Source organism: Enterobacter sp. A8 (assembly GCF_004296595.1).
In the GTDB taxonomy this organism is placed as follows: domain Bacteria; phylum Pseudomonadota; class Gammaproteobacteria; order Enterobacterales; family Enterobacteriaceae; genus Enterobacter; species Enterobacter cloacae.
Genome location: NZ_SCMF01000002.1, coordinates 201,089 through 226,203 on the forward strand (window position 1 = coordinate 201,089; position 25,115 = coordinate 226,203).

Sequence of the window (25,115 nt, forward strand, 5' to 3'; positions counted from 1 at the left end):
ACAGCGAAAAAAGCGGGCTTCGATGCCCGCTTTTTTTATCCGTTATTCACGATCACAATCCCGCCGTGGTCGTAACGATAATGACAGTGCGCATACTCCAGCGGCGTGCCATCTTCCAGATAGATCACCTGCTCCACCTCCAGCACCGGGTCGCTCTCCTCGCAGACCAGATGCTGCATATCCAGCGCATTCGGCTTTAGCGCCCGCACCACGCGGTACGATCCCATAATTTTCAGACCCAGCGTCTCCTGCACATAGCGAAACACCGAGCTTTCAAGATGGCTTTTGTTCAGCCCGGGCACCAGGTTGAGCGGCATTACGGTCGCGTCCAGCGACATGGGCTCACCATTAAGTAAACGCAGACGAATGAAGTCATAGACCGGCGTATCGGCATTAATCATCAGCGAGGCCTGCTCTTTTTCGTTCGGGAAGCGCAGTTCAAAATGCACCACTTGGCTCGTTACCGTGCCCAGATGCTCCCAGGTTTTGGTCGCGCCAAAGTAGTCGCTGCCGGAGAGATCCCACTGCGACAACTGAAGGAAGTTTTTGCGGATGAACGTCCCCTGCCCCTGACGGGTATATACCAGCCCTTCAACGATCAGCTGACGCATGGCCTGCTGAATGGTCATCCGGCTGGTATTGAACTCCGCCGCCAGCGCAAACTGGTCCGGCAGGGGTTCATTGGCGGCATACTGCTGGCTGATGATGCGTTTTTTGATTTCACGCGCTATGGTGATGTACTTCGCCGCCATCGTCCTTCCTTCTGTTTAATGTTCTATCCCGCTGTTTTTCAACGCCACTCGCTCGGCAATTTTGAGGAAAGGCAGGTAGAAGAATACACCAAATACGATGATTGCCAACTGCACCACCACCGCCCGCCAGTCCCCCGCGGTTGCCAGCCAGGCGCTCAGAATTGGCGGCGTGGTCCACGGGATCATCACCACGCAGCGCGACATTAATCCCAGCGTGGTGCAGAGCCAGGCGAAGTAAATGCCAATGGCGGGCAACAGGACAAACGGGATCATTAAAGGCAGGTTAAATACAATCGGCAGGCCGAAAATCACCGGCTCGTTGATATTGAACAGACCCGGCGCCAGCGACAGACGTGCCACCTGTTTCGCCGATTGTTGCCGCGAGAAGATAAAAATGGCGATCAGCAGTGAAATGGTGCTACCGGTACCGCCCACCATGCCAAAGGTCGGCACGAAGATGTTGTTGATGATGTGCGGGATCGGCTGGCCGTTGGCAAAGGCCAGCATGTTCTCATTGGTATTAATCAACAGGAACGGCTCCAGCACCACGCTGTTGACTACCGACTGATGAATACCCAGCGTGAAGAGGAAGTTACCAAAGCTGTAGATAAAAATCGTCCCCGGCAGGCTGGTATTGATGAGCCGCAGCGGCTGCTGGATAAAGGTGGTGATCAGGTGAATCAGATCCGTATGCAATACGTTCGCCAGCAGCGCGGCCAGAACGGCAAACAGTGAGAGCGTCAGGATGGTCGGGATCAGGGCGCTAAAAGATCTACTGACCGCCGGCGGCACGTTTTCCCCCAGTGATATTTGCAGCGCCTTGAGCCGCGAGATGGCGATAAACAGCTCCGTCGAGAGCAAGCCAATCAGCACCCCGGCGAAAATCCCGGTCGAACCAATGTTGGCGAAGGTCAGCACCTGGGTGACATTCACCGTGGTGTCGCTGCCGACGGGCGTGAGCTGCAGACGCATCGGCATCATGATAATAAAGCTGCTGACAGCGATAACCACTGCCGAGACCGGATTGTCGAAATCCTTGTTGCGCGCCAGCGACCAGGCAATCATCGGTGCCAGCAGCAGCGCGGCGATATTCAGCGTGCCATTGATGATCGCCTCGCCCCATACCTTGAAGTGCGTGAGCGTGTCGCCGTCAAAAATCCATGGGAACAACACATTGTTCACCAGCACTGCCAGTCCGGCGAGGATGAAAATCGGCATCACCGTGGCGAAGGCATCGCGCAGGGAGCGAAGATGCACCTGGTTTGCCAGGCGCGCTGAGAACTCAACAAATTTATCGACAAAGGACTGCATATGCGGTGTGATTTTTGTTTCAGACATAGCGGATAGTTCCCATCAATCAGTCACAAAAACGGCCCGGCAGCGTACGGCTTACATCTCGCGTCCGTTGGTATGGATAACCTGTTTTAACCACGCGTAGCTCTTCTTCGGCACGCGTTTCAGGTCTTTAAGGTCGTGGTTTTCACGGTTGACGTAGACCACGCCGTAGCGCTTACGCATGTCGCCCTGAGAGCTCAGAATGTCGATCAGACCCCAGCCGAGATACCCCATCACCTCAGCGCCATCCTCGAACATGGCGGCTTTCATGGCCTCGATATGCGCCCGGTGATAGTCGATGCGGTAGGTATCCTCAATCGGGTTCACGCCATCCCAGGATTCAATCACGCCAATGCCGTTTTCAATCGGGAACACCGGCATGCGCCAGTCGTTGGCGTAGCGGGTGATGATGGTGCGAAAACCGAGCGGATCGATCTGCCAGTTCCATTCGGTGGCTTTCAGGTACGGGTTATTTTTATCGCCGTACAGCAGATAATTGTTCACCGGGGTTCCCTGCGGAATGGCATCGCTGTCCAGCGTTTTACTGGCGTAGTAGCTGAAGGCCATAAAGTCGTTTTGGGTTCTTGCGAACAGCGCCAGATCCTCGGCACGGTAGATATCGCCAAACCCTTCCTGCTCCACCACCGCCATCACCGCCGGGCTATAGCCCTGACCAGCAAAGACGCGCAGCAGGTTCTGGTTGAGAAATTCGTCGTACTGCTGGGCGCAGAAGATATCGCGCGGTTTGCAGGTGGCCGGGTAAACCAGCTGGTGTGCCAGCATACCGCCCATCAGCTGACCCGGTTTTGTCTGGTGCAGGTATTCGGTCAGCGTCATGTGCGCCACCATGGTGTGATGCTGCAACTCGTAGAGCTCGCGCAGGGTTTTCTCGCCTTTCATGTAGCCGGAAATACGAAACGCTTCCGGCATATGGAAGATGTTCTGTTCGTTGAAGGTCAGCCAGTACTTCACGCGGTCGCCGAAGCAGTCGATCATCTTTTTGCCATAGCGGATAAAGGCATCCATGACGCGACGATCGTTAAAGCCGTTGTACTCCTGCGCCAGCGCCAGCGGCATATCGAAGTGATAGAGGCAGATCATCGGCTCGATACCGCGGGCGATGAGATCGTTAATAAAGCGGTCGTAAAAGGCGATGCCTTCATCGTTGAACTCGCCGTCGCCCTGCGGACAGACCCGGCTCCAGGAGATTTGAAAGCGGTAGCAGTTCATGCCCAGATCCTGCATCAGGTCGAAATCTTCCCGGTAGCGGTGGTAGGAATCGGTCGCCACTTTCCAGTCGGAGATGTTTTCCCCCGCTTCGCGAATGTCGTACACCGACATCCCCTTCCCGCCCTCATTCCATGCCCCTTCCGTCTGCATGCTGGATACCGAGTTGCCCCATAAAAAGTTGGCTGGCAGTGATTGATTCATGGTCTCTCCCTATATGACTAGTCATTTAAATTTCATGACTAGTCATATAGGCGAAGATGTAAAAGCGATCAAAGAGGAGGATCGAATTTTGTGAGCAGAGCGGGGAAAAAAAGCCCCGGTGAGCGGTGCGCCACCGGGGAAAGGAGGGTTATTGCTGTGCGAGCTGATTACGACGATACTCCCCCTGCCGCTCCAGCATCCAGCCCGGATATTCGCGCGGCAGTGCGCTGACGGCATCAAGCTGTTTCAGCTCGTCTTCACTTAAACGGATCCCCGTTGCGGCGATGTTGTCATCCAGTTGATCGACGCGTTTGGCACCAATAATGACGCTGGTCACCGCCTTCTGATGCAGCAGCCACGCCAGGGCGATCTGCGCGACGGAGACACCTTTGCTTTCGGCGATAGTGCGCATCACATCCACACAATCGAAGGCGCGCTCTTTTTCCACCGGCGGGAAGTCAAACTCCAGACGACGACCACCGGTTTCACTCTGCCCGTCGCGGCCATATTTCCCGCTCAGCAGGCCACCCGCCAGCGGGCTCCAGACCATCAGCCCGACGCCTTCGCTCTGCATCATTGGCACCAGTTCGCGCTCCAGATCACGTCCGGCGATGGTGTAATAGGCCTGCAGCGATGCGAAACGGGCCAGACCCAGCCGCTCGGAAATGCCCAGCGCTTTGGCAATCTGCCATGCGGCCCAGTTAGAGACACCGATGTAGCGCACGTGGCCGTGCTGCACAAGGTTATCCAGGGCATAAAGCATCTCTTCCATCGGCGTTGCGGGGTCGAAACCGTGAAGCTGGTAGAGATCGATATGGTCGAGCTGCATACGGCGCAGGCTCTCTTTCACGCTGCTGATAATGTGATAGCATGAGCTGCCGCGTGAGTTCACCCCCGCCGTGCCCGTTTCGCCAAACACTTTGGTGGCAACCACCACGTTTTCGCGCGGAATTTTCAGGTTCTTGAGTGCCCGGCCGGTGATCTCCTCCGAGCGGCCTTCGGAATAGACGTTCGCGGTGTCGATGAAGTTGATCCCGGCATCCAGCGCACGGCCCACCAGTTGCTCGGCTTCACTCTGCTGCAGCTGGCCAATCTTGCCCCACATGCCACCTTCACCGCCGAAGGTCATGGTGCCAAGGCACAGTTCAGAAACAAACAGACCGGTATTGCCCAGTTTTTGATAACGCATAAGATAGTCCTCACATGTCGTTTGATGGGTGCCTGATAGTTATACCCGCCCCCTGGCCAATGCGAATGTGGCGTTCCTGTCCGTTTCTTGCCCAATCCTCTGAATATTATCCGCGCGGGGCATCGCCAAAGACGGCGTAATCCGGTAACTGCACCTGCTGATAGGGCTCCCAGCCGCCGCCAAGTGCCTTATAGAGCGCCACCAGATCGAGCGCGCTTTGCACCTGCGCCTGGGCACGCTGCTGCTCGGCCTGTGCCAGCTGCCGTTGGGCGTCGAGCACGTCGATAAAGCTGGCAATTCCCTGCCGGTAGCTGTCGCTGGCCAGATCGAAGGCGTTTTGCAGCGCATCGATGGTCTTCGCCAGACCCGCTTCACGCTTCTGATCGGTGCGGTAACTCACCAGCGCATTCTCAACATCCCCCAGCGCAGTCAGTACCGTCTGGCGATAATCCAGCACCGCCGCCCCCTGTTGCGCACGCGCCACTTTCACGCTGGAGACCAGTCTTCCGCCCTGGAAGATGGGAATGGAGACCTGCGGACCAAAACTGTAGAAGTGGCTGCTCCAGTCGGTGAGCCAGTTGGATTCGCTGTTGCGCAGGCCAAACTGTCCGGACAGGGTAAAGCTCGGGAACAGCTCGGCCACCGACACGCCAATTTGCGCTGTGGCGGCATGGAGATTCGCTTCCGCTTCTCGCACGTCCGGACGACGTCGCGCCAGCGTGGATGGAATACCCGTTTGCACGATATCCGGCAGCGCAGGCATCGGCTGGGCGGACTGCAGTTCCGCATCCAACGCCCCCGGCTGCTTGCCGAGCAGGATCGCCAGGCCGTTCATCGCCTGCCGCTCCTGCGCCTGATATTGCGGCAGTTGTGCTTCAAGGTTGCCCAGTTGCGCCCGCGCATTTTCTACGTCCATCTGCGGAGACAGCCCGCCCCGCTGGCGACTTTCGGTCAGATCCAGCGTTTGCTGCGCACTTTTAATCTGGGTGTTCAGCGTGGCAATAATGCTCTGCGCCCCGCGCAGCTGGAGCCAGGCGCGCGCCACTTCGGCTTCAAGGGAGACCAGCGCGTCGTTACGCTGCTCAATAGCGGCTTTCTGCTGCGCTTCAGCAGCTTCAACCTGACGGCGAACTTTGCCCCAGAGATCAATCTCCCACTGGGCGTCGAAGCTGCCCTGGTAGAGGTTGATCGGCTGCGTCAGCGGTCCTAACGCCCCCCTGAGTTCCGGATCGACGTTATCAAGCTGGTCGTAGACCCCATGAGACTTCAACTCACCTTCCAGGCCGAGCTGCTGGCGCGTCGCCTGCAGATTGCCGTTGACCGACGGATAAAACGCCCCGCCCGCCTGGTTAATCTGTTCGCGCGCACCAGCGATGCGCAGCACCGTTTGCTGCAGGGACAAATTCCCGGCGATGGCGCGTTCAATCAGACTGTCGAGCTGCGGCGAGCCGAACGTTTTCCACCAGCGCGGGTTAGTCGAAGCGGAGGTGGTTTGTGATTTCACCGTGCTGTCGCCTTTATCGTTCCAGTGCGTGACGGCATGCGGTGCAGGCGGCTGGTAATCCGGCCCCACGGCGCAGCCTGCCAGTAGCATCATTATCATCAGGGGGTGTAAACGTCTGTGTATCATCAATGTGCTCCTGCACTCCCCTCGCTCTTAACCGGCGAGAGCAACAAACAAAACGGAATCAGGACCAGCGCCACCACGCTCAGAATGGTGAATACGTCGATATAGGCCAGGAAGCGCGACTGCTCAATCATGGTCTGGTACATGCGCCCGGTGGCAATGCCGGTCGGGTCGCCGACCTGAGTGGTAAAGTTCTGGATCGCCTGCGCGCTTTCGCGGATCGCCTGCTGGAACTGCTCGTTAAACGGCGAGGCGTGGTACGCAAGGTGCGCGCTGTGGGCCTGCGAGCGCTCGGTGATGGCCGCCGTGGAAAGCGATATGCCAATCGAGCCCGCAACGTTACGGAACATGGTGAACAGCGCCGCGGCATCCGCGTTCAGCCGCCTCGGGATAGAAATAAACGCAATGGTGGTCAGCGGGACAAACAGGAACCCCAGCCCAATCGACTGGGCGCTGCGGAACAGCACCAGCGTTTCGAAGTCGATATCCGGGGTGAGCGTGCGCGACCAGAAGAACGACACTGCCAGACAGGTAAAGCCAAAGGCGATGATCCAGCGCGTCTGCACCACCGGCATCAGCTTCAGGACCAGCGGGATGGTCAATACAATCAACACTGCGCCGGGCGACAGCACCAGCCCGGACCAGGTGGCGGTATAGCCCAGATCCTGCTGCGCCAGCTGCGGGATCACCACCGAGCTGCCGTAAAGGATCATCGCCATCCCCGCCATCAGCAGGCTGGAGATGGTAAAGTTGCGGTCCTTCATGCAGTGCAGATCAACAACCGGTTTTTTGGCATACATCAGCCAGTAAATGGCGCCAATGATGCCGACCAGCGTTAACACCGCAAAGGTGCGAATAAAGTTCGAGTAGAACCAGTCATCATCCTCGCCCCGGTCGAGCATCACCTGCAGACAGCCGAGGCCAAGCGCGATCAGGCCGATCCCCGTCCAGTCGATAGTCAGCTTCTCTTTGGCTTTACTCTCCCAGGGTGGATCTTCCAGCAGTTGGTAGATCGCCAGCACCGTCACTATCCCCACCGGGATGTTGATAAAGAACACCCAGCGCCAGGAGTAGTTGTCGGTGATCCAGCCCCCGAGCGTCGGGCCGAGTACCGGCGCAACGATGATGGCGATGGAGGAGAGACCAAACGCTTTACCCCTGTCTTCCGGTTTAAAGTAGTCAAGCAGCACCGACTGCTGAGTGGGCTGCAGGCCGCCGCCAAAAAAGCCCTGCATCACACGGAACAAGATGATTTGCCACAGCTCGGTCGCGATCCCGCACAGGAACGAGCAGACGGTGAACATCACGATGCAAATCAGGAAGAACTGCTTGCGGCCAAACACCCGGCTGAGAAACGCCGAGATGGGCAGGACGATGCCGTTAGCCACCAGGTAGCTGGTTAATACCCAGGTGGACTCGTCATAGCTGGACGAGAGCGAGCCCGCCACGTGCGGCAGCGCCACGTTGACGATGGTGGTGTCGAGGATCTCCATAAACACCGCCAGCGTGACGACAATCGCCACCGCCCACGGATTGCTGGCGGGCTTCCAGTTATCGTGGCTGTGATCCGTCATTCCACGGTGACCTTCGGTTCTACCGACAGCCCCAGCGGCAGCGGTTTGTTCGGATCCAGCCCTTTATCAATCACAATTTTCACCGGCACGCGCTGGACAATTTTAACAAAGTTGCCGGTGGCGTTTTCCGACGGGAACGCCGAGAAACGCGAGCCGCTGCCCTGCTGGATACTGTCGACATGGCCTTCAAGCGCCATATCTGGCCAGGCATCGACGGAAACCTCCACCTTATCGCCTGGCTTCATGCGCTCAAGCTGAGACTCTTTAAAGTTGGCCACCACCCAGACGTTGGGTGAGACCAGCGAGAACAGCGCCGTGCCCGCCTGTACCAGCGTACCCGGCTGCACGTTGCGCTTAGTGACAAACCCGTCGAACGGGGCGCGAACTTCGGTGTAAGAGAGGTTGAGGTTAGCGGTTTCCAGCTGCGCTTTAGCCTGATCGACCTGGCGCTCACGCGCTTCGACGTTGGTCTCCTGCTGGCGGATCTGCAGCTGTACCTGCTCCGCCACTTCCAGCTGGGCCTGCGCGCTTGCCAGAGCGGCCTGTGCACTACGCAGCTGGGCGTTGGCGGAATCAATGCTTTGTTGGGTGGTGGCACGCGGATCAACCCCGCGCTGGCGGCGATACTCCGCCTGCGCGTTGGCGAGGTCTGCCTGCGCTTTCAGCACCTGCGCTTTGGCTTCGTCGCGCTGGGCGGGGTATTGCACTTTCGAGAGCGCCAGCTGTGCCTGGGCCTGATGCAGCTGCGCAATAGCCAGGCCAAGCTGGGCCTGAGCCTGATCGCGCTGGGCGGTGGTATCACGCGGATCGATAACCACCAGCAGATCGCCCTTTTTCACGCGCTGGTTATCACGCACATGTAGCGCCGTGACATAACCCGCCGTTTTAGGGGCAATCGTCACCACATCGCCGTCGGTAAAGGCGTCGTCAGTTGTCTCTTCGTTACGGGTTAAAAACCACCAGACCAGCGCCACGATGACCATTACCACCACGACAATGCCGAGGATAATTAACGGTTTTTTGCCCGGACGCTTACGCTCATTATTGTTTTTGTCCTGCTCGTCAGCAGGCGGGTTTTGTTCTTCAGCCATAGTTCAGCAACGGTCCTGTCAGTGAGCGGCATCACACTATGCCGTTCACTAAAGCTAGGACGTTGCTATACGTTTGCCAGGAAAAACTGACAAATTGCGCACTATATGAGAAGGAATAATCCGAAACCGATCGCCGCAGCCCAGAGCAGCATGGGGATCGACCAGAGATGGAAACGCCACCAGATGCGGCGATCGTTCGCCATCCGCAGGGCAATCAGGTTGGCCAGCGAGCCGGGCAGCAGACCAAAGCCGCCGATGTTAACCGCCCAGGCCAGAAGCGTGTCCGGCGGAACGTAGTTGAGCAGTAAAATGGTAGAAGGCACGTTGCTGATGACCTGCGAGAGGCCAATCGCCGTCAGCCACAGCCCCGGCTGAGACAGACCGCTGACGCTGTGCAGCACGTGTTGCAGCACCGGGAGCTGGATAAGCAGATGCACGTCGATGAACATCACCATAAAGACCAGCAGCAACGTCCAGTCCACGCTCACCAGCACGCGTCGCGCCAGCACGACAAAACCAGCCGCCACGAGCAGCACGCCCGCCAGTTCATACCGCAGCTCCAGCGCAAACAGAAAGACGATATACAGCCCCAGGCAGCTCCAGACCAGACGAGGCTGCCACTGCGGGCCGGTTGTGCCGCTGTGGTATTGCAGTTTTTTATCCGGGAAGGCAAACCAGCAGACCACCAGCAGCGACGCCATCATCACCAGCGCCAGCGGCGCCATCTGCCAGGTAAAGGCGGCGAACGATAACCCTGAACGTCCCCAGAGCAGAATGTTTTGCGGGTTGCCAATAGGGGTTAACAGCGAGCCCGCGTTGACGGCCAGCGCTTCAAAGATGATCAGCCGGCTCACCGGGATCTCGCACAGCTTACGCAGGGTGAGCGTCAGCGGCACGATGATAAACAGCGCCACATCGTTGGTGAGAAAGGTCGACAGCACCGCGGCGGAGAATACCATAAACAGCGACAGCCTGCGTTCGGTGGCAAACCGGCGCACCATTTTGCGCCCCAGCACGTCGAAGTAGCCGCTCAGCTCCACCCCTTTGGTGAGCATCATTAACCCGCTCAGGGTAATGATAGTGCGCCAGTCAATCGCCGCAGGCCAGGCCTTGGGCGCAAACGGTACAAAAAGGCTTAAACCTGCACCAATAATCAATAAGAGATGAAAGAAGCGATCGCGCGTGAGGGCCTGCAGTCCAGGGATTTTCATTCAGCGGAGGAACCATATTTAAGCGTAAACTCACGAAACTTCACCAGCGTCTCTTCGCTGACGTGGTGTTCCATTCCTTCCGCATCCCGACGGGCAATCTCCGGGCTTACGCCCAGCACCAGCAAGAAGTTCTCCACCAGCTGGTGGCGCTCGCGGCTCTCCTGCGCCAGCTTCTCCCCTTCCGGCGTCAGAAAGACGCCGCGCCACGGGATCATTTCGATTAAGCCGACGGAGGCCAGACGTTTTAACATCTTCGCAACGGTTGGCTGCGAAACCCCCAGCCTGGCCGCCATATCAACCTGACGTGCTTCCCCGACCTCGCGAATCAGATCGGAAATCAGCTCAACATAATCATCAATCAGTTCACGTCGGTGGGCTTCACGCACCTGACGAAAACCTTCGACGTGCTCTTCCACATTCACCAGTTGCGTCGTTTTTCTGATTGTTGGCTTACCTGCGCGACGGTTCATTGTACTTCCTCAGTGGGGTGACGCTTCCAGCGCCCGGTATCGAGAGCGCACATTGTAAACCATACCTCTACAAGCACAAAAAATTAACGAAATAGCCATAGCTATACAATATAGCCTGTGCTATATCTGTATGTAATGCAGTCACCCTTCACGGATCGAAGGGATCAAAAATCAGGAGGTCTTATGAACGAATTCAAGAGGTGTATGACCGTGTTTACTCACTCCCCCTTCAGGGTGCGCTTAATGCTGTTGAACATGCTGTGCGATATGTTTAACAACAAGCCGCATCAGGACGACAAACCTTCCCACTAAGCGGCGTTGCGGTACGCCGCTTCATTTTGCCGTCATATTCCCGCTGTAAACTGGCCTCCGGCCGCCCTATTCCCGGTTTTTTTTACGGATTTGCAATCCTCTTCGCAAAACATCTGCTTAGCAACGGTTGATATTATTTAGCGCTCGCACTATCTTCTTGCAGCCCTGCACAATTTGCGGCTCGCTGAAGCGGACCCTCATTCCCTCTCCACGCACTGTCAGGCAGGTTATGACCCTTGACGCCAGGGTGAGCACATGGCGTTTTTATGCATGATAGTGACCTATGAATTTAACCCTGATAGACACCGTTGTTACCCGCAGTCGGGCCTTAAGTCCGTGGACGGCATTCTACTTTTTACAATCCTTGCTGATTAACTTTGCGCTGGGTTACCCCTTCAGCCTGCTGTATGCCGTTGCGTTTACCTGCATTCTGCATTTGCTGTGGCGTACCGCGCCGCGCGCGCAAAAAACGTTAGTGGGCATCTGCTCCCTGATTGCTGCGCTCTATTTCCCGTTTGGTCAGGCTTACGGTTCGCCAAACTTTAATACCCTGCTGGCGCTGCACTCGACCAACATGGAAGAGTCGACCGAGATCCTCACGATCTTCCCGTGGTACAGCTACGTGGTCGGCCTCTTTATTTTTGCGCTTGGCGTTATAGCGGTGCGTCGTAAACCCGAAGAGAAAAAAGCGTGGGGAAAAATAGAGACGCTGTGTCTGGCATTCAGCGTAGTGACCTTCTTTGTCACCCCCGTGCAAAACCTGGCCTGGGGCGGCGTGTTCAAGCTGAAGGATACCGGCTATCCGGTGTTCCGCTTTGTAAAAGACGTTGTCGTCAATAACCAGGAAGTTCTCGACGAGCAGGCGCGCATGGCTGAGCTCTCCAATATGAAAGACACCTGGAACGTGCTGGCGGTGAAGCCGAAGTACCATACCTATGTGGTCGTCATCGGCGAAAGCGCACGCCGCGATGCGATGGGCGCGTTCGGCGGACACTGGCATAACACGCCGTTCGCCAGCGCCGTCAACGGTACCCTGTTTACCGATTATATTGCGGCCAGCGGCTCGACGCAGAAATCGCTCGGCCTGACCCTGAACCGCGTTGTCGACGGCAAACCACAGTATCAGGATAACTTTGTCACGCTGGCAAACCGTGCCGGTTTTCAGACGTGGTGGTTCTCTAATCAGGGGCAAATTGGCGAATACGATACCGCCATTGCCAGCATCGCGAAGCGTGCCGATGAAGTGCAGTTCCTGAAAAACGGGGATTTTGAAGCCGATAAAAATACCAAAGACGAAGCATTGCTCAAGATGACGGCGCAGGTTTTTGCCACGCAGCGCACGCAGCCACAACTGATCGTCCTGCACCTGATGGGTTCGCACCCTCAGGCCTGTGACCGCACGCAGGGGAAATACGCCGAGTTTGTGCAATCTAAAGAGACCTCTTGCTATCTGTATACCATGACGCAAACCGACGAACTGCTCAGCAAGCTGTACGATCAGCTACGTAATACGGGTGAGAGTTTCTCGATGGTTTATTTCTCGGATCACGGGCTGGCGTTTAAAGAGCGCGGTAAAGAGGTGCAGTATCTGGCGCACGACGATAAATTCCAGCAGAACTTCCAGGTACCGTTTATGGTGCTGTCGAGTGATGACAAGAAGCATCGTATTATCACCGCGCGCCGCTCGGCCAATGATTTCCTGACGTTCTTCTCGCAGTGGACGGGGATTTCAGCAGAGCAGATCAAAAATGCTTACCCGTTTATCTCAAACAAGAAAGCTCCCCCAGTGTACGTTACCAACTTCAAGTTACAGAAAGTTGACTATAACCATTTGGGTACGGATATTTTCGATATAAAGAGTAAGTAAGCTGTGCGGTCTGATGCCCTCACCCTGGCCCTCTCCCACGGGAGAGGGATCCCCATACAAAAAGCGTCTACGGACGGCCCCCTCTCCTCTTAGGGGAGAGGGCTGGGGTGAGGGGGAACATACAGCTCTGGTGGTCATTCCGTTCACTTTATGTTCCTTGCTACTCTGTAACGACATGACCCGTGAACGTGCCAGGGTGGCTCAATCGCCACCACCCTGGCAACCCGGGCTCCCGGCGGTAAATCGCCGCTTCGCGGTACCTTCGGCTTATTCCTTCCGGCTTATCGGGGACGGGCGGATGTAACGTCCCTGTAAAGCCGCCCTCTCGGCGCATCCATGCGCCTCGCCCCGGCCTGCAGGAAACGCCTCAGCGATTTACAGCCGGACCAGGGCATCGCTGAATGCCCTCAGTCATTCTGAAGGCAGCGTTATTGCTTCTGTTTGTGAATGACTGGGGAACCCTCAGCCCACAGGGAGAGGGGAAAAAAGGTTAAAAAAAATCCGCCACATGGGCGGATTTTTTACTGGCTCACCGAAGTGATTAGAAGCGGTAACCTACGCCCGCGATCCAGGTGCCAACGTCAACGTTGCGGATACGGCTCTGCTCATAGGAGAAGTCCAGAGCAACGTCTTCGATTGGGTTGAACTGCAGACCCGCGCCATAGGAGAAGCCGTAGTCGCTGTTGCTTGCAGTGCGGTTCAGACCCTGGTTTTCGGTCTGCTGGAATTTACCGTAGCCAACACCTACAACACCGTAGATGCTTGCCCAGTCGTTGATACGGTATGCTGGACCAGCGGTGATGCCGTAGTACTGGCCTTTGTTGTATGCGCCGTTTTCAGAACGATCTTTCTCGGTGTAGGTGAAAGAACCGATCACGCCCAGTGGGTTGTTATCCTGCTCGTAACGATACTTCAGGTTGAAACCGTTAGCTTTGTTCATTACGCCCTGCATATCGCTCTGAGCGTAACCACCGGTAACAGTGGAAGTAGCAGCTACAGCGGTACCTGCGGAAACAGCCAGTACAGCGGCCAGTGCTGAAAGACATGCAATTTTTTTCATAACCACCTCAAATGTGCTTCAAGTAAATCCGTAAGTTTTAAATATATCAAAAAAATTTGCGAAACTCTTTGTGATTCGTGATGTCTAACGGGATCTTTCCTGTAACAGAACGTTTCCAGCATCAGTTATCTTGTTCAAATCAAAAAGGATTTCTGTTGCTAAATACTCATACTGCGCGTCAACGCCGTTACATTCATCCAGATTATTCCTAATCTGACAGGCGATAAAACCAGCAACGCTTATCCATTTTACGGATTTTCCCTGGTTTTTTTTCAACAGTAGCTCAACCGTTGCGCCATATTTCAATTACACTGCGGCTTTTACCCTATTTGACAAAAATTGACAGGAGAAAGGATGCCAGGGATATCCCGCACGTCATCGGTCTGGATGCCGGTTGCCGTAATTCTGATTGCAATGCTGTCCATACAGAGTGGCGCGTCCCTCGCGAAATCGCTCTTTCCACTGGTAGGCGCACCGGGCGTCACTGCCCTGCGTATCGCTTTGGGTACCCTGATCCTCGTGGTCATTTTTAAACCCTGGCGGTTGCGCGTCAAAAAAGAGCAGCGCCTCCCGCTGCTTTTCTACGGGCTGGCGCTGGGGGCCATGAACTATATGTTCTATCTCTCTATCCAGACCATTCCGCTGGGGATTGCCGTCGCGCTGGAATTTACCGGCCCGCTGGCGGTGGCCCTTTTCTCCTCCCGACGGCCTGTCGATTTTATCTGGGTGGTGCTAGCGGTTCTGGGGTTGTGGTTCCTCTTGCCACTGGGCCAGAGCGTCTCTGAAATCGACCTGACGGGTGCCGCGCTGGCTCTGGGCGCCGGAGCCTGCTGGGCGGTGTATATCCTTACGGGTCAGCGCGCTGGCGAAGAGCACGGCCCGGCGACCGTCGCGCTGGGCTCGCTCATTGCCGCCATCATATTTGTTCCGCTGGGTATGGCTCAGGCGACGGACTCTATCTGGCAGTGGTCAGTAATGCCGGTGGGTTTTGCTGTCGCCATCCTCTCAACGGCTCTGCCTTATTCACTGGAGATGATTGCCCTCACGCGGCTGCCAACGCGCATCTTCGGTACCCTGATGAGCATGGAGCCTGCACTGGCCGCCATCTCCGGTATGGTATTCCTCGGGGAAACCCTCACCTTTACCCAGACGCTGGCGCTGTGCTCCATTATTGCGGCGTCGATGGGGTCAACGCTCACCATGCGCCCTGAGCCAAAAGTTGAGAAAGTGGACATCCGCTAATACCGTATATTCTGCATGGCCTCGGTGCCATGCAGAATAAAGGCCAGTTCTGTATTATTTATAATTTCTTACATTCTTCGTCATCGAAAAGTCATATTTCTCTCGCCCTTAATGGGAAATAGAGAATTAAGATTGATCTGTGTCAATTTTAAAAAATACCATATGTTTCAACCGGTTAATAATTCAACTCCCTTCTTGCTATTAAACCAATAGGCACAGCCAAACCGCAGGGAAAAAATCCGGTGCTATACTTAGTTCCGTAATTACCTGGGACATAAACATCAAGAGGATATGAGATTATGAGTACCGCTAAACTGGTGAAAACGAAAGCGTCTAATCTGCTTTATACCCGTAACGATGTATCGGACAGCGACAAAAAAGCAACGATTGAGTTGCTGAATCGCCAGGTGATCCAGTTCATCGATCTTTCGCTGATCACCAAACAGGCCCACTGGAATATGCGCGGTGCAAACTTTATTGCCGTTCATGAAATGCTGGATGGCTTCCGCACAGCACTGGTCACCCACCTGGACACCATGGCCGAACGCGCCGTGCAGTTAGGCGGTGTGGCGTTGGGTACCACGCAGGTGATTAACAGCAAAACGCCACTGAAAAGCTATCCGCTGGATATTCACACCGTTCAGGATCACCTGAAAGAGCTGGCAGACCGTTATGCGATTGTGGCTAACGACGTACGTAAAGCGATTAGCCAGGCTAAAGACGAAGATACTGCGGATATCTTCACCGCCGCGTCTCGCGACCTGGATCAATTCCTGTGGTTTATCGAATCTAACATCGAATAATCCATACGAATTTTCTATCAAACCCTCGCCTCCGGTGAGGGTTTTGCACATTTATGGTGCACACTTTTCCACTGAGACGCTGCAAAAGTGAAAGAAATGTAATAATCACCTCACACAACCGTTAACGGAAGATTGTTTTTTCATCATTATTTGCGCTAAATATCTCCCCGTCAGTTGAGCCAAACGACGCGCACCAAAACGGTGCTCCACCTTGGTGCAATCAGACATCATTGCCACGTTTATTGTGCAATGCATGACATCCTCCCCTTTGCAAAACAACAGCTTGTAAAGTTGGCACGATTTTTTCATTGTGCCTGTCGTTCTCGCAGGGGATCGCCCCGTGGATATAAAAGGAAATGCTATGAAGTCTGTATTAAAAGTTTCACTGGCTGCACTTACCCTGGCTTTTGCGGTCTCTTCTCAGGCCGCCGATAAACTGGTTGTAGCCACCGACACGGCGTTTGTTCCGTTTGAATTCAAACAGGGTGATAAATACGTTGGTTTTGATGTGGATCTGTGGGCCGCAATCGCAAAAGAACTCAAACTGGATTACACCCTGAAGCCAATGGACTTCAGCGGTATCATCCCGGCACTGCAAACCAAAAACGTAGACCTGGCCCTGGCAGGCATCACCATTACTGATGAGCGTAAAAAAGCGATCGACTTCTCTGACGGCTACTACAAAAGCGGCCTGCTGGTGATGGTCAAAGCTGACAATAACGACGTTAAAAGCGTGAAAGATCTCGACGGTAAAGTGGTGGCGGTGAAGAGCGGCACCGGCTCCGTTGATTACGCGAAAGCGAACATCAAAACCAAAGATCTGCGCCAGTTCCCGAACATCGATAACGCCTATATGGAACTTGGCACCAACCGTGCTGACGCGGTTCTGCACGATACGCCTAACATCCTCTATTTCATCAAAACCGCAGGTAACGGTAAGTTCAAAGCGGTCGGTGAGTCTCTGGAAGCACAGCAGTACGGTATTGCCTTCCCGAAAGGCAGCGACGACCTGCGTACGAAAGTTAACGGCGCGCTGAAAACCCTGAAAGAGAACGGCACGTATAACGAAATCTACAAAAAATGGTTCGGTACCGAGCCTAAATAATTTTACCTGAATTCAGGTTTGTAACGCCCGGTGACGCTCACGCTTACCGGGCCTACGTTTTTCGTTTTTCACCACGGTATACAGGAATACATCATGCAGTTTGACTGGAGCGCCATCTGGCCTGCCATTCCTCTCTTGCTTGAAGGCGCTAAAATGACCCTGTGGATTTCGGTCCTCGGTCTGGTTGGCGGGTTGATTATCGGTCTTGTCGCCGGTTTCGCCCGCACCTACGGTGGCTGGATTGCAAACCACATCGCACTGGTTTTCATCGAAGTGATCCGCGGCACGCCTATTGTCGTACAGGTCATGTTCATCTACTTCGCCCTGCCAATGGCCTTCACCGACCTGCGCATCGACCCGTTCAGCGCCGCCGTCGTGACCATTATGATCAACTCAGGTGCCTACATCGCGGAAATTACGCGCGGTGCGGTGCTGTCGATTCATAAAGGCTTCAGTGAAGCGGGTCTGGCGTTAGGCCTTTCGCGTCGCGAAACCATCCGTCACGTGATTTTGCCTCTGGCGCTGCGCCGCATGCTGCCACCGCTGGGCAACCAGTGGATCATCAGTATCAAAGACACGTCGCTGTTCATCGTTATCGGCGTTGCTGAACTGACCCGCCAGGGCCAGGAGATCATTGCTGGCAACTTCCGTGCGCTGGAAATCTGGAGTGCGGTAGCCGTTGTCTACCTGATTATCACTCTGGTTCTGAGCTTCGTTCTGCGTCGTCTTGAAAGAAGGATGAAAATCCTGTGATTGAATTTAAAAACGTATCCAAGCACTTTGGTCCAACCCAGGTGCTGCACAATATCGATCTGAGCATCAAACAGGGTGAAGTGGTTGTCATTATCGGGCCCTCTGGCTCCGGTAAATCCACGCTGCTGCGCTGCATCAATAAGCTGGAAGAGATCACCAGTGGCGATCTGATCGTCGATGGTCTGAAAGTAAATGATCCAAAAGTGGATGACCGTCTGATTCGTCAGGAAGCGGGCATGGTGTTCCAGCAGTTTTACCTGTTCCCGCACCTGACGGCGCTGGAAAACGTGATGTTTGGCCCGCTGCGCGTACGCGGTGCCAACAAAGCGGCGGCGGAAGCGCTGGCTAAAGATCTGCTGGCGAAAGTGGGCCTCGCAGAACGTGCTCACCACTACCCTTCTGAACTTTCCGGTGGACAACAGCAGCGTGTGGCTATCGCCCGCGCGCTGGCGGTTAAACCGAAAATGATGCTGTTTGATGAGCCAACCTCCGCACTCGACCCGGAGCTGCGCCACGAGGTGCTGAAAGTCATGCAGGATCTGGCCGAGGAGGGCATGACGATGGTGATCGTGACCCACGAAATCGGCTTCGCTGAGAAAGTGGCGTCCCGCCTTATCTTCATTGATAAAGGCCGTATCGCAGAAGACGGTAACCCGCAGGCGCTGATTGCAAACCCGCCAAGCCAGCGTTTGCAGGAGTTCCTGCAGCACGTCTCCTGATTGCCAGACCTCTGAAATACAAAGCCGGGCATGCCCGGCTTTTTTACGCCAGATTGTTCCCAAAACACGCCCTTCGCTCCCTGCCCTCTATACTTATCATTTTGTTCGACATTTTCACCGGAGGGCACCGTGCCGTGGATCCTGCTGTTGTTGCTTAGCTTGTTTAGTGCGCCATCGATAGCCGTTGCTATCCCCGGCGTCACCACCGGAACGTCCACTGCGCAGCAAAAAACGCCTCCACCGGAACCGGATGCAGAAGAGAAAAAAGCCGCCTACAGTGCCCTTGCCGATGTGCTGGAAAACGACACCTCCCGGCAAGAGTTAGTCGATCAGCTGAGAAAAATTGCCGCCACACCGCCCCAGGAGCCCGTTCCAACCATCACCCCGCCGCCGGTAGAAGAGCAAAAGACGGTGCTGGAAAATGTGACCGAGGTTAGCCGCCACTATGCCGATGCCCTCTCCTCGCGCTTTGCCCAGCTCTATCGCAACCTGATGGGCTCTTCGCACAAGCCCTTTAACCCCCGGACGTTTACCGCGGCTGCCACGCAATTTTTACTGCTGGCGGCCGCCGTCTTCATTTTTTACTGGCTGGTGCGCCTGTGTGCGTGGCCTCTGTACCGAAAAATGGGGCAATGGGGTCGCAAGAAGAATCAGCAGAAAAGCAGCTGGTTGCATCTGCCGCTGATGATCGCCGCCGCGTTTATCATTGATTTACTGCTGCTGGCGCTGACGTTGTTTACAGGGCAATTGCTGGCCGACAGGCTGAATACCGGCAACAAAACTATCGCCTTCCAGCAGGCGCTGTTTCTGAATGCCTTCGCCGTAATTGAGTTCTTTAAGGCGCTGCTGCGGCTGATATTTTGCCCACGCGTGCCGGATCTTCGCCCTTTCACTATTCGGGATAGCAGCGCCAGATACTGGGCGCTGCGTCTGAGCGTGCTCAGCGGGTTGATTGGTTATGGTCTGCTGGTTGCCGTGCCAATCATCTCCAACCAGGTGAACGTCCAGTCTGGTGCGCTGGCGAATGTGCTGATTATGATCTGCATTACCGTCTGGGCGCTCTACCTCATCTTCCATAACAAAAAGACGATCACCGAGAGCTTGCTGCATCTGGCCGACCGTTCCCTTTCGTTCTTTAGCCTCTTTATTCGCGCTTTTGCCCTGGTGTGGCACTGGCTGGCCAGCGCTTACTTCATTGTGCTGTGCTTCTTCTCGCTGTTCGATCCCGGCAACAGCCTGAAATTTATGATGGGTGCCACGTTTAAAAGCCTGGCCATTATTGGCGTCGCGGCCTTTGTTTCCGGCCTGCTCTCTCGCTGGCTATCGAAAACCATTACCTTGTCTGCGCAGGTCCAGCGCAATTACCCGGAGCTGCAAAAACGGGTGAACGGCTGGCTTTCGGTTTCACTGAAGGTGGCGCGCATTCTCACCGTCTGTGTGGCGATTATGCTGCTGCTCAATGCCTGGGGACTGTTCGATTTCTGGAACTGGCTGCACAACGGCGCGGGGGAAAAGACCGTTGATATTTTAATTCGCATCGCGCTGATCCTGTTCTTCTCTGCCGTAGGCTGGACGCTGCTGGCCAGCCTGATTGAGAACCGCCTGGTCTCTGACATTCACGGCAGGCCGCTGCCAAGCGCGCGTGCCCGCACCTTGCTCACCCTGTTCCGCAACGCGCTGGCGGTTATCATCAGTACCATCACGATTATGATTGTGCTTTCGGAAATCGGCGTGAATATCGCGCCACTGCTGGCCGGTGCGGGTGCGCTGGGTCTGGCTATCTCCTTCGGCTCGCAGACGCTGGTGAAGGACATCATCACCGGTATCTTTATTCAGTTTGAAAACGGCATGAACACCGGGGATCTGGTGACCATCGGGCCGCTGACCGGCACCGTTGAGCGAATGTCGATTCGATCCGTCGGCGTGCGCCAGGACACCGGGGCGTACCATATTATTCCGTGGTCATCGATTACCACCTTCGCCAACTTCGTCCGGGGTATTGGCTCGGTGGTGGCAAATTACGATGTCGATCGTCATGAAGATGCCGATAAAGCCAAACAGGCGCTGCGGGACGCGGTAGATGAGATGATGGCCATGGAGGATATTCGCGGCCTGGTGATTGGCGAGCCGTCGTTTGCCGGTATTGTCGGGCTGACCAACACCGCCTTTACCCTGCGCGTGTCGTTCACCACCCAGCCGCTCAAACAGTGGACGGTACGTTTTGCCCTCGACAGCATGGTGAAAAAACACTTTGATCTGGCGGATGTGCGTATGCCGGTGCAGACGTATCAGGTGCTGCCGCCGCCTGCCTCGCCGCTCCCTCCGCAGGAGCCGACGCTGTAACCGAGCCGGGTGGCGGCTTCGCCTTACCCGGCTTACGACGGCGTGCTATTTGCGACGTTTGTTATCGTCCATAAACGTCCAGGCAATAAAGCGGCTCTGTTTTTGTCCTTGCGCCATCTCTTTTTTCACCACCTTCACGGCACCGGCTTCGGTCAGCGCGCGGTAGAGCGGCGGCAGGTTATCGCCGCGCGAAACCAGCGTGGTAAACCATTTCACCTGGCGGGCAAACTGTTTACTTTCCGCGATCATGCGCAGGATAAACGCCACCTCGCCCCCTTCGCACCACAGCTCCTGCTGCTGGCCGCCGAAGTTGAGCGCGCCATCTTCAGCCTGACCCAGATTGCGACGCTTACGTTCGCTCCCGGCCCGGGCGGCAGCCGCTGAATCATGGAATGGCGGGTTGCAGAGGGTGGCGTCGTAGTGCTCGTTCTTGTGGATAATGCCGTTGAAAATAGAGGCGGCATCTTTCTGACGGCGTAAGCGAATAGACCGACTTAAGCCAGGATTGGCATTAATGATCGCCTGCGCGCTGGCAAACGCCTCAGCGCCAATTTCGCTCCCGGTAAAGCGCCAGTGATATTCATGCACGCCGATAAGCGGATAAATCAGGTTCGCGCCGGTCCCAATATCCAGAACCGTGGCCTGCTGAGGAATAACGCCGCCACGATCGTCAGCCAGCAGATCGGCAAGATAGTGGAGATAGTCGGCACGCCCCGGCACGGGCGGGCAGAGAAAGCCTTCCGGGATATCCCAGTGCGTAACGCCGTAAAAATGCGCCAGCAGGGCTTTATTCAGCATTTTTACCGCCTGCGGGTCGGCAAAGTTGACCGAAGGCTCACCGGCTGGGGTCTGCACGATGTAGTCCTGCAGCGGAGGGCAGCTCTGGCATAACGCCTTCATGTCATAGCGGCTGCGGTGGCGATTTCGCGGGTGTAATCCCGGCTTGGAAGTCATGGCATTCTCCTTTAAACAGCGGCGTAAGATACCCTGTGCGGGAGCAACGGTAAATATCTCTCTGCTGTGCGCAAAAAAACGCCATAAATCAGTGACCTTTATGTCGCTGATCTGTCAGCGAATTGTCAATTTATATCGTTCAAAAAATAAGCAGATCATCATCAAATTTTTGCGCTAAATCACACTCGTCAGGCTTCTAAACTTAAAGGGAATCACCTGTTGTTTCCCCCTGAGGATGTGATTATGAAAAAATACCTGACTCTTGTTGTTATCGCTGGCGCGCTGGCGAGTGCGTCATTTTCTGCCATGGCCGTTCAGTCACTGACCGAAAGTACCGATACCAGCCAGCTGCGCCCCGCAGGCACCGTCTCGGTAAGCCGTGCAAGTAACCTTGACGATCTGCAAAACAAGCTGGCCGAAAAAGCGCGCGAAGAAGGTGCGAAAGGCTTCGTGGTGAATTCCGCTGGCGGCGATAACCATATGTATGGCACAGCAACCATCTATAAATAAGTTCCCCTTCCGAGAACCACTGCATCTGGCTGACAGATGCAGTTCTCACCCCCGTCTTGACTGTACGTTTTTTGACCCCATATGAATAAGATACACACCGAACGTGAGGATAAGCCATGGCTTCCGGATGGGCGAATGATGACGCCGTTAACGAACAGATCAACAGTACCATTGAAGATGCCGTTGCCCGTGCTCGCGGTGAAATTCCGCGCGGTGAAAGTTTAACGGAATGTGAAGAGTGCGGAGAAACGATTCCGGAAGCGCGCCGTAAAGCCATGCCCGGCGTACGGTTATGCGTCTCCTGCCAGCAGAATAAAGATTCAAAAAACAAATCACATTCAGGATATAATCGCAGAGGATCGAAAGACAGCCAGTTACGTTGACTTTCCTTTACCGAAGTTCACCGCGCAAGCGATTTCCTTTACGCTCACGATTTTTTAACAGGCGCGTAGCAAAATGTGCCATGAATCATGCGTCTGTAAACCGGAGCGACAAGAACTGTAAATTGCCCTTCTGAATTTATTAATATTCAATAAGTTATTTGTCATTCAATTTTTTTGAGCAACCACGTCAATTCTCTTCGATTTTATCTGCCGAAAAAAAACGTGATACTTATCACATCGACGGAACATCGTCACCTTAACAGAAAAACCTGCGAGAGATTAATTATGAAAACCATCAAATATGCTGTTGCTGCTGTTGCCATGTCTGCTCTGTCTTTTGGCGCTTTCGCTGTAGAGCCCGTTTCTTCTGCTCAGGCACAGAACATGAATAAAGTAGGTGTGGTGAGTGCTGATGGCGCAACCACGCTGGACGGTCTGGAAGCCAAACTGGCTGAAAAAGCCGCTGCGGCCGGTGCAAGCGGATACACCATCACCTCCGCTAACGGCAATAACAAGCTGAGCGGCACTGCGGTTATCTACAAATAATCGACTGAAGTAATGCTCCACCCTCACCATACCCTCTGGTGAGCTGCTCCAACCCTCATTGACCCTGTTGTTACCCTTGCTTGCCCGTCCGCCACTGGACGGGCTTTTTTTTGCCTAAAACGCCTGTTCCACACGGGCTAACCCCGCCTGGACAGACTCCACTTCTCCGGTTGCCAGCAGGCAGCAGGCCATCTGCAGCTTAAGGGCGTGCGGAACAGGGACATTGCCGGCTAGACACTGCTCAATCCAGTGCGCAGTCGTGTGCGGATCTTTTGCCTCCGGCAACACCACATCTACATTCTCTTCACCCCGCTCCAGCACGGGTCGCGTGCCGGCGGCATCAATCAGCACCAGCTGCGGGCAGCGCTGCGGATTGGCATAAACTTCCCCTTCGGTGCCATGCATCAGCAGCGCCCTGCCGCCGATATCTTCAAAGAACTTGCCCACCCGCGTGACATACTCCGGGTGCGATACGCTGGAGAGGCGCAGGGCATCCGCTTCACCAAACGGCGTCGCCAGTTTCGCCAGGGTGTGCGCACTGTTGCGCACGCCCATGCGCCAGCGCATATCCAGCTGTTTTTCCAGCGGTGGACAGAGCGCCTTAACCGGAATAAAGACCGGCTGATGACCATCCAGCTTTGCCTGTGCCTGTCCGGCGTGCAGGGTTGGCTCGATACCTAACATGCCAAAAATGGTCTCCGTCAGGACGCGAGTCGGATCTTCGCTAACGCCATGGACAACTACCGGGAACCCGAGCTTATGCAGCAGAATAGCCAGCAGTGGCGTCAGATTCGCCTGTTTGCGCGCGCCGTTGTAGGTAGGGATGACAATCGGCATCGGTCTGGCTACCGGTGGCGTTAAGCGCAGCGTTTGCGCCTGCATCGCGTCATAGAAACCGCGCATCTCCGCTTCGCCTTCACCTTTAATGCGTAGCGCAATCAGGATACCGCCCATCTCCAGATCGGGCACGTCGCCGTTAAGCATATGGGTGTACAGCGCACGGGCCGTTTCCTGATCCAGGTCGCGGGCATGGTTTTTTCCCCGCCCTACCTCTTTGATAATTTTACGATAGTCCACGACATCTCTCCTTGCGGCTCTTTGCAGATACTATAGCCCTGATAAATGCCTGGCGGGTAATCATTTTCCTTTCTCTCCCGACACCCGAACAAACGCCCTTCGAGAGTAAAAATGGTCTGAAGATAAATTGAACGAAAAATAGTTCTCAGCGATAGTTCATGCCGAATTAATCAGCCACGTGATGATTAATACCTGAAGTGCCATACTTTCATTCAGAGGATTTAAATGAAAAAAATGATTATTGCGGGGATCGCCGCCGGGATGGCGTGTGCTTCCGTTTCTGTATTTGCGTCCAGTGGTGAAGGTCAAATTAATTTCACAGGTGAGATTATTGATTCTGCATGTACTGTGGTAAACGGTTTAAGCAATCCGCTTAATGTTTCATTAGGTAAGGTGTCTAAATCTGCATTTACCGGAAGTGGTTCGACGACCTCGACAACCCGCTTTAGTATTCAGTTAAAAGATTGTCCTGAAACGGTTACCAGCGCCTCGGTGACATTCGGCGGGACGCCTGACAGTAACAACAAAGATATTCTTGCTGTGACATCAGGAACCGGTTCGGCGTCAGGAGTGGGTGTTCAGTTGCTGGATAAAACGGAAAATCCACTGAGCTTATATACGGCCTCTGCTGCGTATACGCTCACGCCAGGTACCACAACAAACGATCTACAGTTTGGTGCACGTTATATCCAGACCGGAGGAACGGTGTCTGCCGGACTGGCGAATGCCGCTTCTACCTTCACTATCGTTTACAACTAATA

The 25,115-nt window shown here is 55.0% G+C and carries 24 protein-coding genes; 12 read left to right on the forward strand and 12 right to left on the reverse strand.

Annotated features, from left to right (window positions below; genetic code table 11):
* Positions 1-35 precede the first annotated feature (35 nt).
* From EQV24_RS08975 to mntR, 9 genes are all read right to left on the reverse strand, one after another.
* Entirely contained in the window at positions 36-752 is a 717-nt protein-coding gene (locus EQV24_RS08975; RefSeq protein ID WP_013097449.1) for a GntR family transcriptional regulator, read from the reverse strand.
* Positions 753-767: 15 nt separating this feature from the next.
* Positions 768-2,090, reverse strand: coding sequence for a PTS transporter subunit EIIC (locus EQV24_RS08980; protein WP_130626480.1), 1,323 nt, complete (start codon positions 2,088-2,090; stop codon positions 768-770).
* A 51-nt stretch (positions 2,091-2,141) separates the two neighbouring features.
* Positions 2,142-3,518 (reverse strand): glycoside hydrolase family 1 protein, encoded by a 1,377-nt coding sequence (locus tag EQV24_RS08985; protein ID WP_023622501.1) that lies wholly within the window; start codon positions 3,516-3,518, stop codon positions 2,142-2,144.
* Positions 3,519-3,666: 148 nt separating this feature from the next.
* Positions 3,667-4,707, reverse strand: a complete 1,041-nt coding sequence (locus EQV24_RS08990; RefSeq protein WP_130626481.1) for an aldo/keto reductase — start codon at positions 4,705-4,707, stop codon at positions 3,667-3,669.
* 106 nt (positions 4,708-4,813) lie between these two features.
* A complete protein-coding gene (locus EQV24_RS08995; RefSeq protein ID WP_130626482.1) occupies positions 4,814-6,337 on the reverse strand; it encodes an efflux transporter outer membrane subunit in 1,524 nt (507 codons plus the stop codon).
* Positions 6,337-7,908 (reverse strand): DHA2 family efflux MFS transporter permease subunit, encoded by a 1,572-nt coding sequence (locus EQV24_RS09000; RefSeq protein ID WP_029882858.1) that lies wholly within the window; start codon positions 7,906-7,908, stop codon positions 6,337-6,339. Before EQV24_RS09000 ends, EQV24_RS08995 begins: the two co-directional genes overlap by 1 nt.
* Positions 7,905-8,999 (reverse strand): HlyD family secretion protein, encoded by a 1,095-nt coding sequence (locus EQV24_RS09005; RefSeq protein WP_029882857.1) that lies wholly within the window; start codon positions 8,997-8,999, stop codon positions 7,905-7,907. Before EQV24_RS09005 ends, EQV24_RS09000 begins: the two co-directional genes overlap by 4 nt.
* A 101-nt stretch (positions 9,000-9,100) precedes the next feature.
* Positions 9,101-10,210, reverse strand: coding sequence for an anion transporter (locus EQV24_RS09010; protein ID WP_108453353.1), 1,110 nt, complete (start codon positions 10,208-10,210; stop codon positions 9,101-9,103).
* A complete protein-coding gene (gene mntR / locus EQV24_RS09015; RefSeq protein WP_013097457.1) occupies positions 10,207-10,680 on the reverse strand; it encodes a manganese-binding transcriptional regulator MntR in 474 nt (157 codons plus the stop codon). The genes EQV24_RS09010 and mntR overlap by 4 nt, the downstream gene beginning before the upstream one ends.
* A gap of 183 nt (positions 10,681-10,863) precedes the next feature.
* Between mntR and mntS the strand changes: the two genes are divergently transcribed.
* Entirely contained in the window at positions 10,864-10,992 is a 129-nt protein-coding gene (gene mntS, locus EQV24_RS09020) for a manganase accumulation protein MntS (protein ID WP_013097458.1), read from the forward strand.
* Between the two features lie 283 nt (positions 10,993-11,275).
* Positions 11,276-12,859 carry a phosphoethanolamine transferase gene (locus EQV24_RS09025; RefSeq protein WP_130626483.1) on the forward strand — a complete coding sequence of 528 codons (1,584 nt, stop codon included), beginning with the start codon at positions 11,276-11,278 and terminating at the stop codon, positions 12,857-12,859.
* A gap of 541 nt (positions 12,860-13,400) precedes the next feature.
* Here EQV24_RS09025 and ompX read toward each other — a convergent pair.
* The gene (gene ompX, locus EQV24_RS09030; RefSeq protein WP_013097460.1) at positions 13,401-13,919 is read right to left on the reverse strand and encodes an outer membrane protein OmpX; all 519 of its coding nucleotides are present in this window, start codon (positions 13,917-13,919) and stop codon (positions 13,401-13,403) included.
* Between the two features lie 354 nt (positions 13,920-14,273).
* Here ompX and rhtA point away from each other — a divergent pair, with 354 nt between their 5' ends.
* The 6 genes from rhtA (at position 14,274) to ybiO (ending at position 20,884) form a co-directional block, all read left to right on the forward strand.
* Positions 14,274-15,161, forward strand: coding sequence for a threonine/homoserine exporter RhtA (gene rhtA / locus EQV24_RS09040; protein WP_013097462.1), 888 nt, complete (start codon positions 14,274-14,276; stop codon positions 15,159-15,161).
* A 299-nt stretch (positions 15,162-15,460) separates the two neighbouring features.
* Positions 15,461-15,964, forward strand: a complete 504-nt coding sequence (gene dps, locus EQV24_RS09045) for a DNA starvation/stationary phase protection protein Dps (protein ID WP_013097463.1) — start codon at positions 15,461-15,463, stop codon at positions 15,962-15,964.
* A gap of 361 nt (positions 15,965-16,325) precedes the next feature.
* Complete coding sequence (glnH, locus tag EQV24_RS09050) at positions 16,326-17,069, forward strand: glutamine ABC transporter substrate-binding protein GlnH (protein ID WP_013097464.1); 744 nt, start codon at positions 16,326-16,328, stop codon at positions 17,067-17,069.
* A gap of 93 nt (positions 17,070-17,162) precedes the next feature.
* Positions 17,163-17,822 (forward strand): glutamine ABC transporter permease GlnP, encoded by a 660-nt coding sequence (gene glnP, locus EQV24_RS09055; RefSeq protein ID WP_003858462.1) that lies wholly within the window; start codon positions 17,163-17,165, stop codon positions 17,820-17,822.
* Positions 17,819-18,541, forward strand: coding sequence for a glutamine ABC transporter ATP-binding protein GlnQ (glnQ, locus tag EQV24_RS09060; RefSeq protein ID WP_013097465.1), 723 nt, complete (start codon positions 17,819-17,821; stop codon positions 18,539-18,541). The genes glnP and glnQ overlap by 4 nt, the downstream gene beginning before the upstream one ends.
* Before the next feature lie 129 nt (positions 18,542-18,670).
* On the forward strand, positions 18,671-20,884 hold the full coding sequence (gene ybiO, locus EQV24_RS09065; RefSeq protein WP_108453352.1) for a mechanosensitive channel protein: 2,214 nt from the start codon (positions 18,671-18,673) through the stop codon (positions 20,882-20,884).
* A gap of 45 nt (positions 20,885-20,929) precedes the next feature.
* On the opposite strand, the gene rlmF is transcribed toward ybiO, so the two are convergent.
* Positions 20,930-21,838 (reverse strand): 23S rRNA (adenine(1618)-N(6))-methyltransferase RlmF, encoded by a 909-nt coding sequence (gene rlmF, locus EQV24_RS09070; RefSeq protein WP_013097467.1) that lies wholly within the window; start codon positions 21,836-21,838, stop codon positions 20,930-20,932.
* A 243-nt stretch (positions 21,839-22,081) separates the two neighbouring features.
* On the opposite strand from rlmF, the gene mcbA reads away from it, so the two are divergent.
* From mcbA to ybiJ, 3 genes are all read left to right on the forward strand, one after another.
* Complete coding sequence (gene mcbA / locus EQV24_RS09080; RefSeq protein ID WP_013097469.1) at positions 22,082-22,348, forward strand: DUF1471 family periplasmic protein McbA; 267 nt, start codon at positions 22,082-22,084, stop codon at positions 22,346-22,348.
* A 116-nt stretch (positions 22,349-22,464) separates the two neighbouring features.
* Complete coding sequence (locus EQV24_RS09085) at positions 22,465-22,731, forward strand: DksA/TraR family C4-type zinc finger protein (RefSeq protein WP_013097470.1); 267 nt, start codon at positions 22,465-22,467, stop codon at positions 22,729-22,731.
* 285 nt (positions 22,732-23,016) lie between these two features.
* Positions 23,017-23,277: a DUF1471 family protein YbiJ gene (gene ybiJ / locus EQV24_RS09090; RefSeq protein ID WP_130626485.1), complete on the forward strand. Its 261-nt coding sequence runs from the start codon at positions 23,017-23,019 to the stop codon at positions 23,275-23,277.
* Positions 23,278-23,391: 114 nt separating this feature from the next.
* On the opposite strand, the gene ybiB is transcribed toward ybiJ, so the two are convergent.
* Positions 23,392-24,354, reverse strand: coding sequence for a DNA-binding protein YbiB (gene ybiB, locus EQV24_RS09095; RefSeq protein ID WP_029882476.1), 963 nt, complete (start codon positions 24,352-24,354; stop codon positions 23,392-23,394).
* 225 nt (positions 24,355-24,579) lie between these two features.
* Here ybiB and EQV24_RS09100 point away from each other — a divergent pair, with 225 nt between their 5' ends.
* On the forward strand, positions 24,580-25,113 hold the full coding sequence (locus tag EQV24_RS09100; protein ID WP_029882477.1) for a fimbrial protein: 534 nt from the start codon (positions 24,580-24,582) through the stop codon (positions 25,111-25,113).
* Positions 25,114-25,115 lie beyond the last annotated feature (2 nt).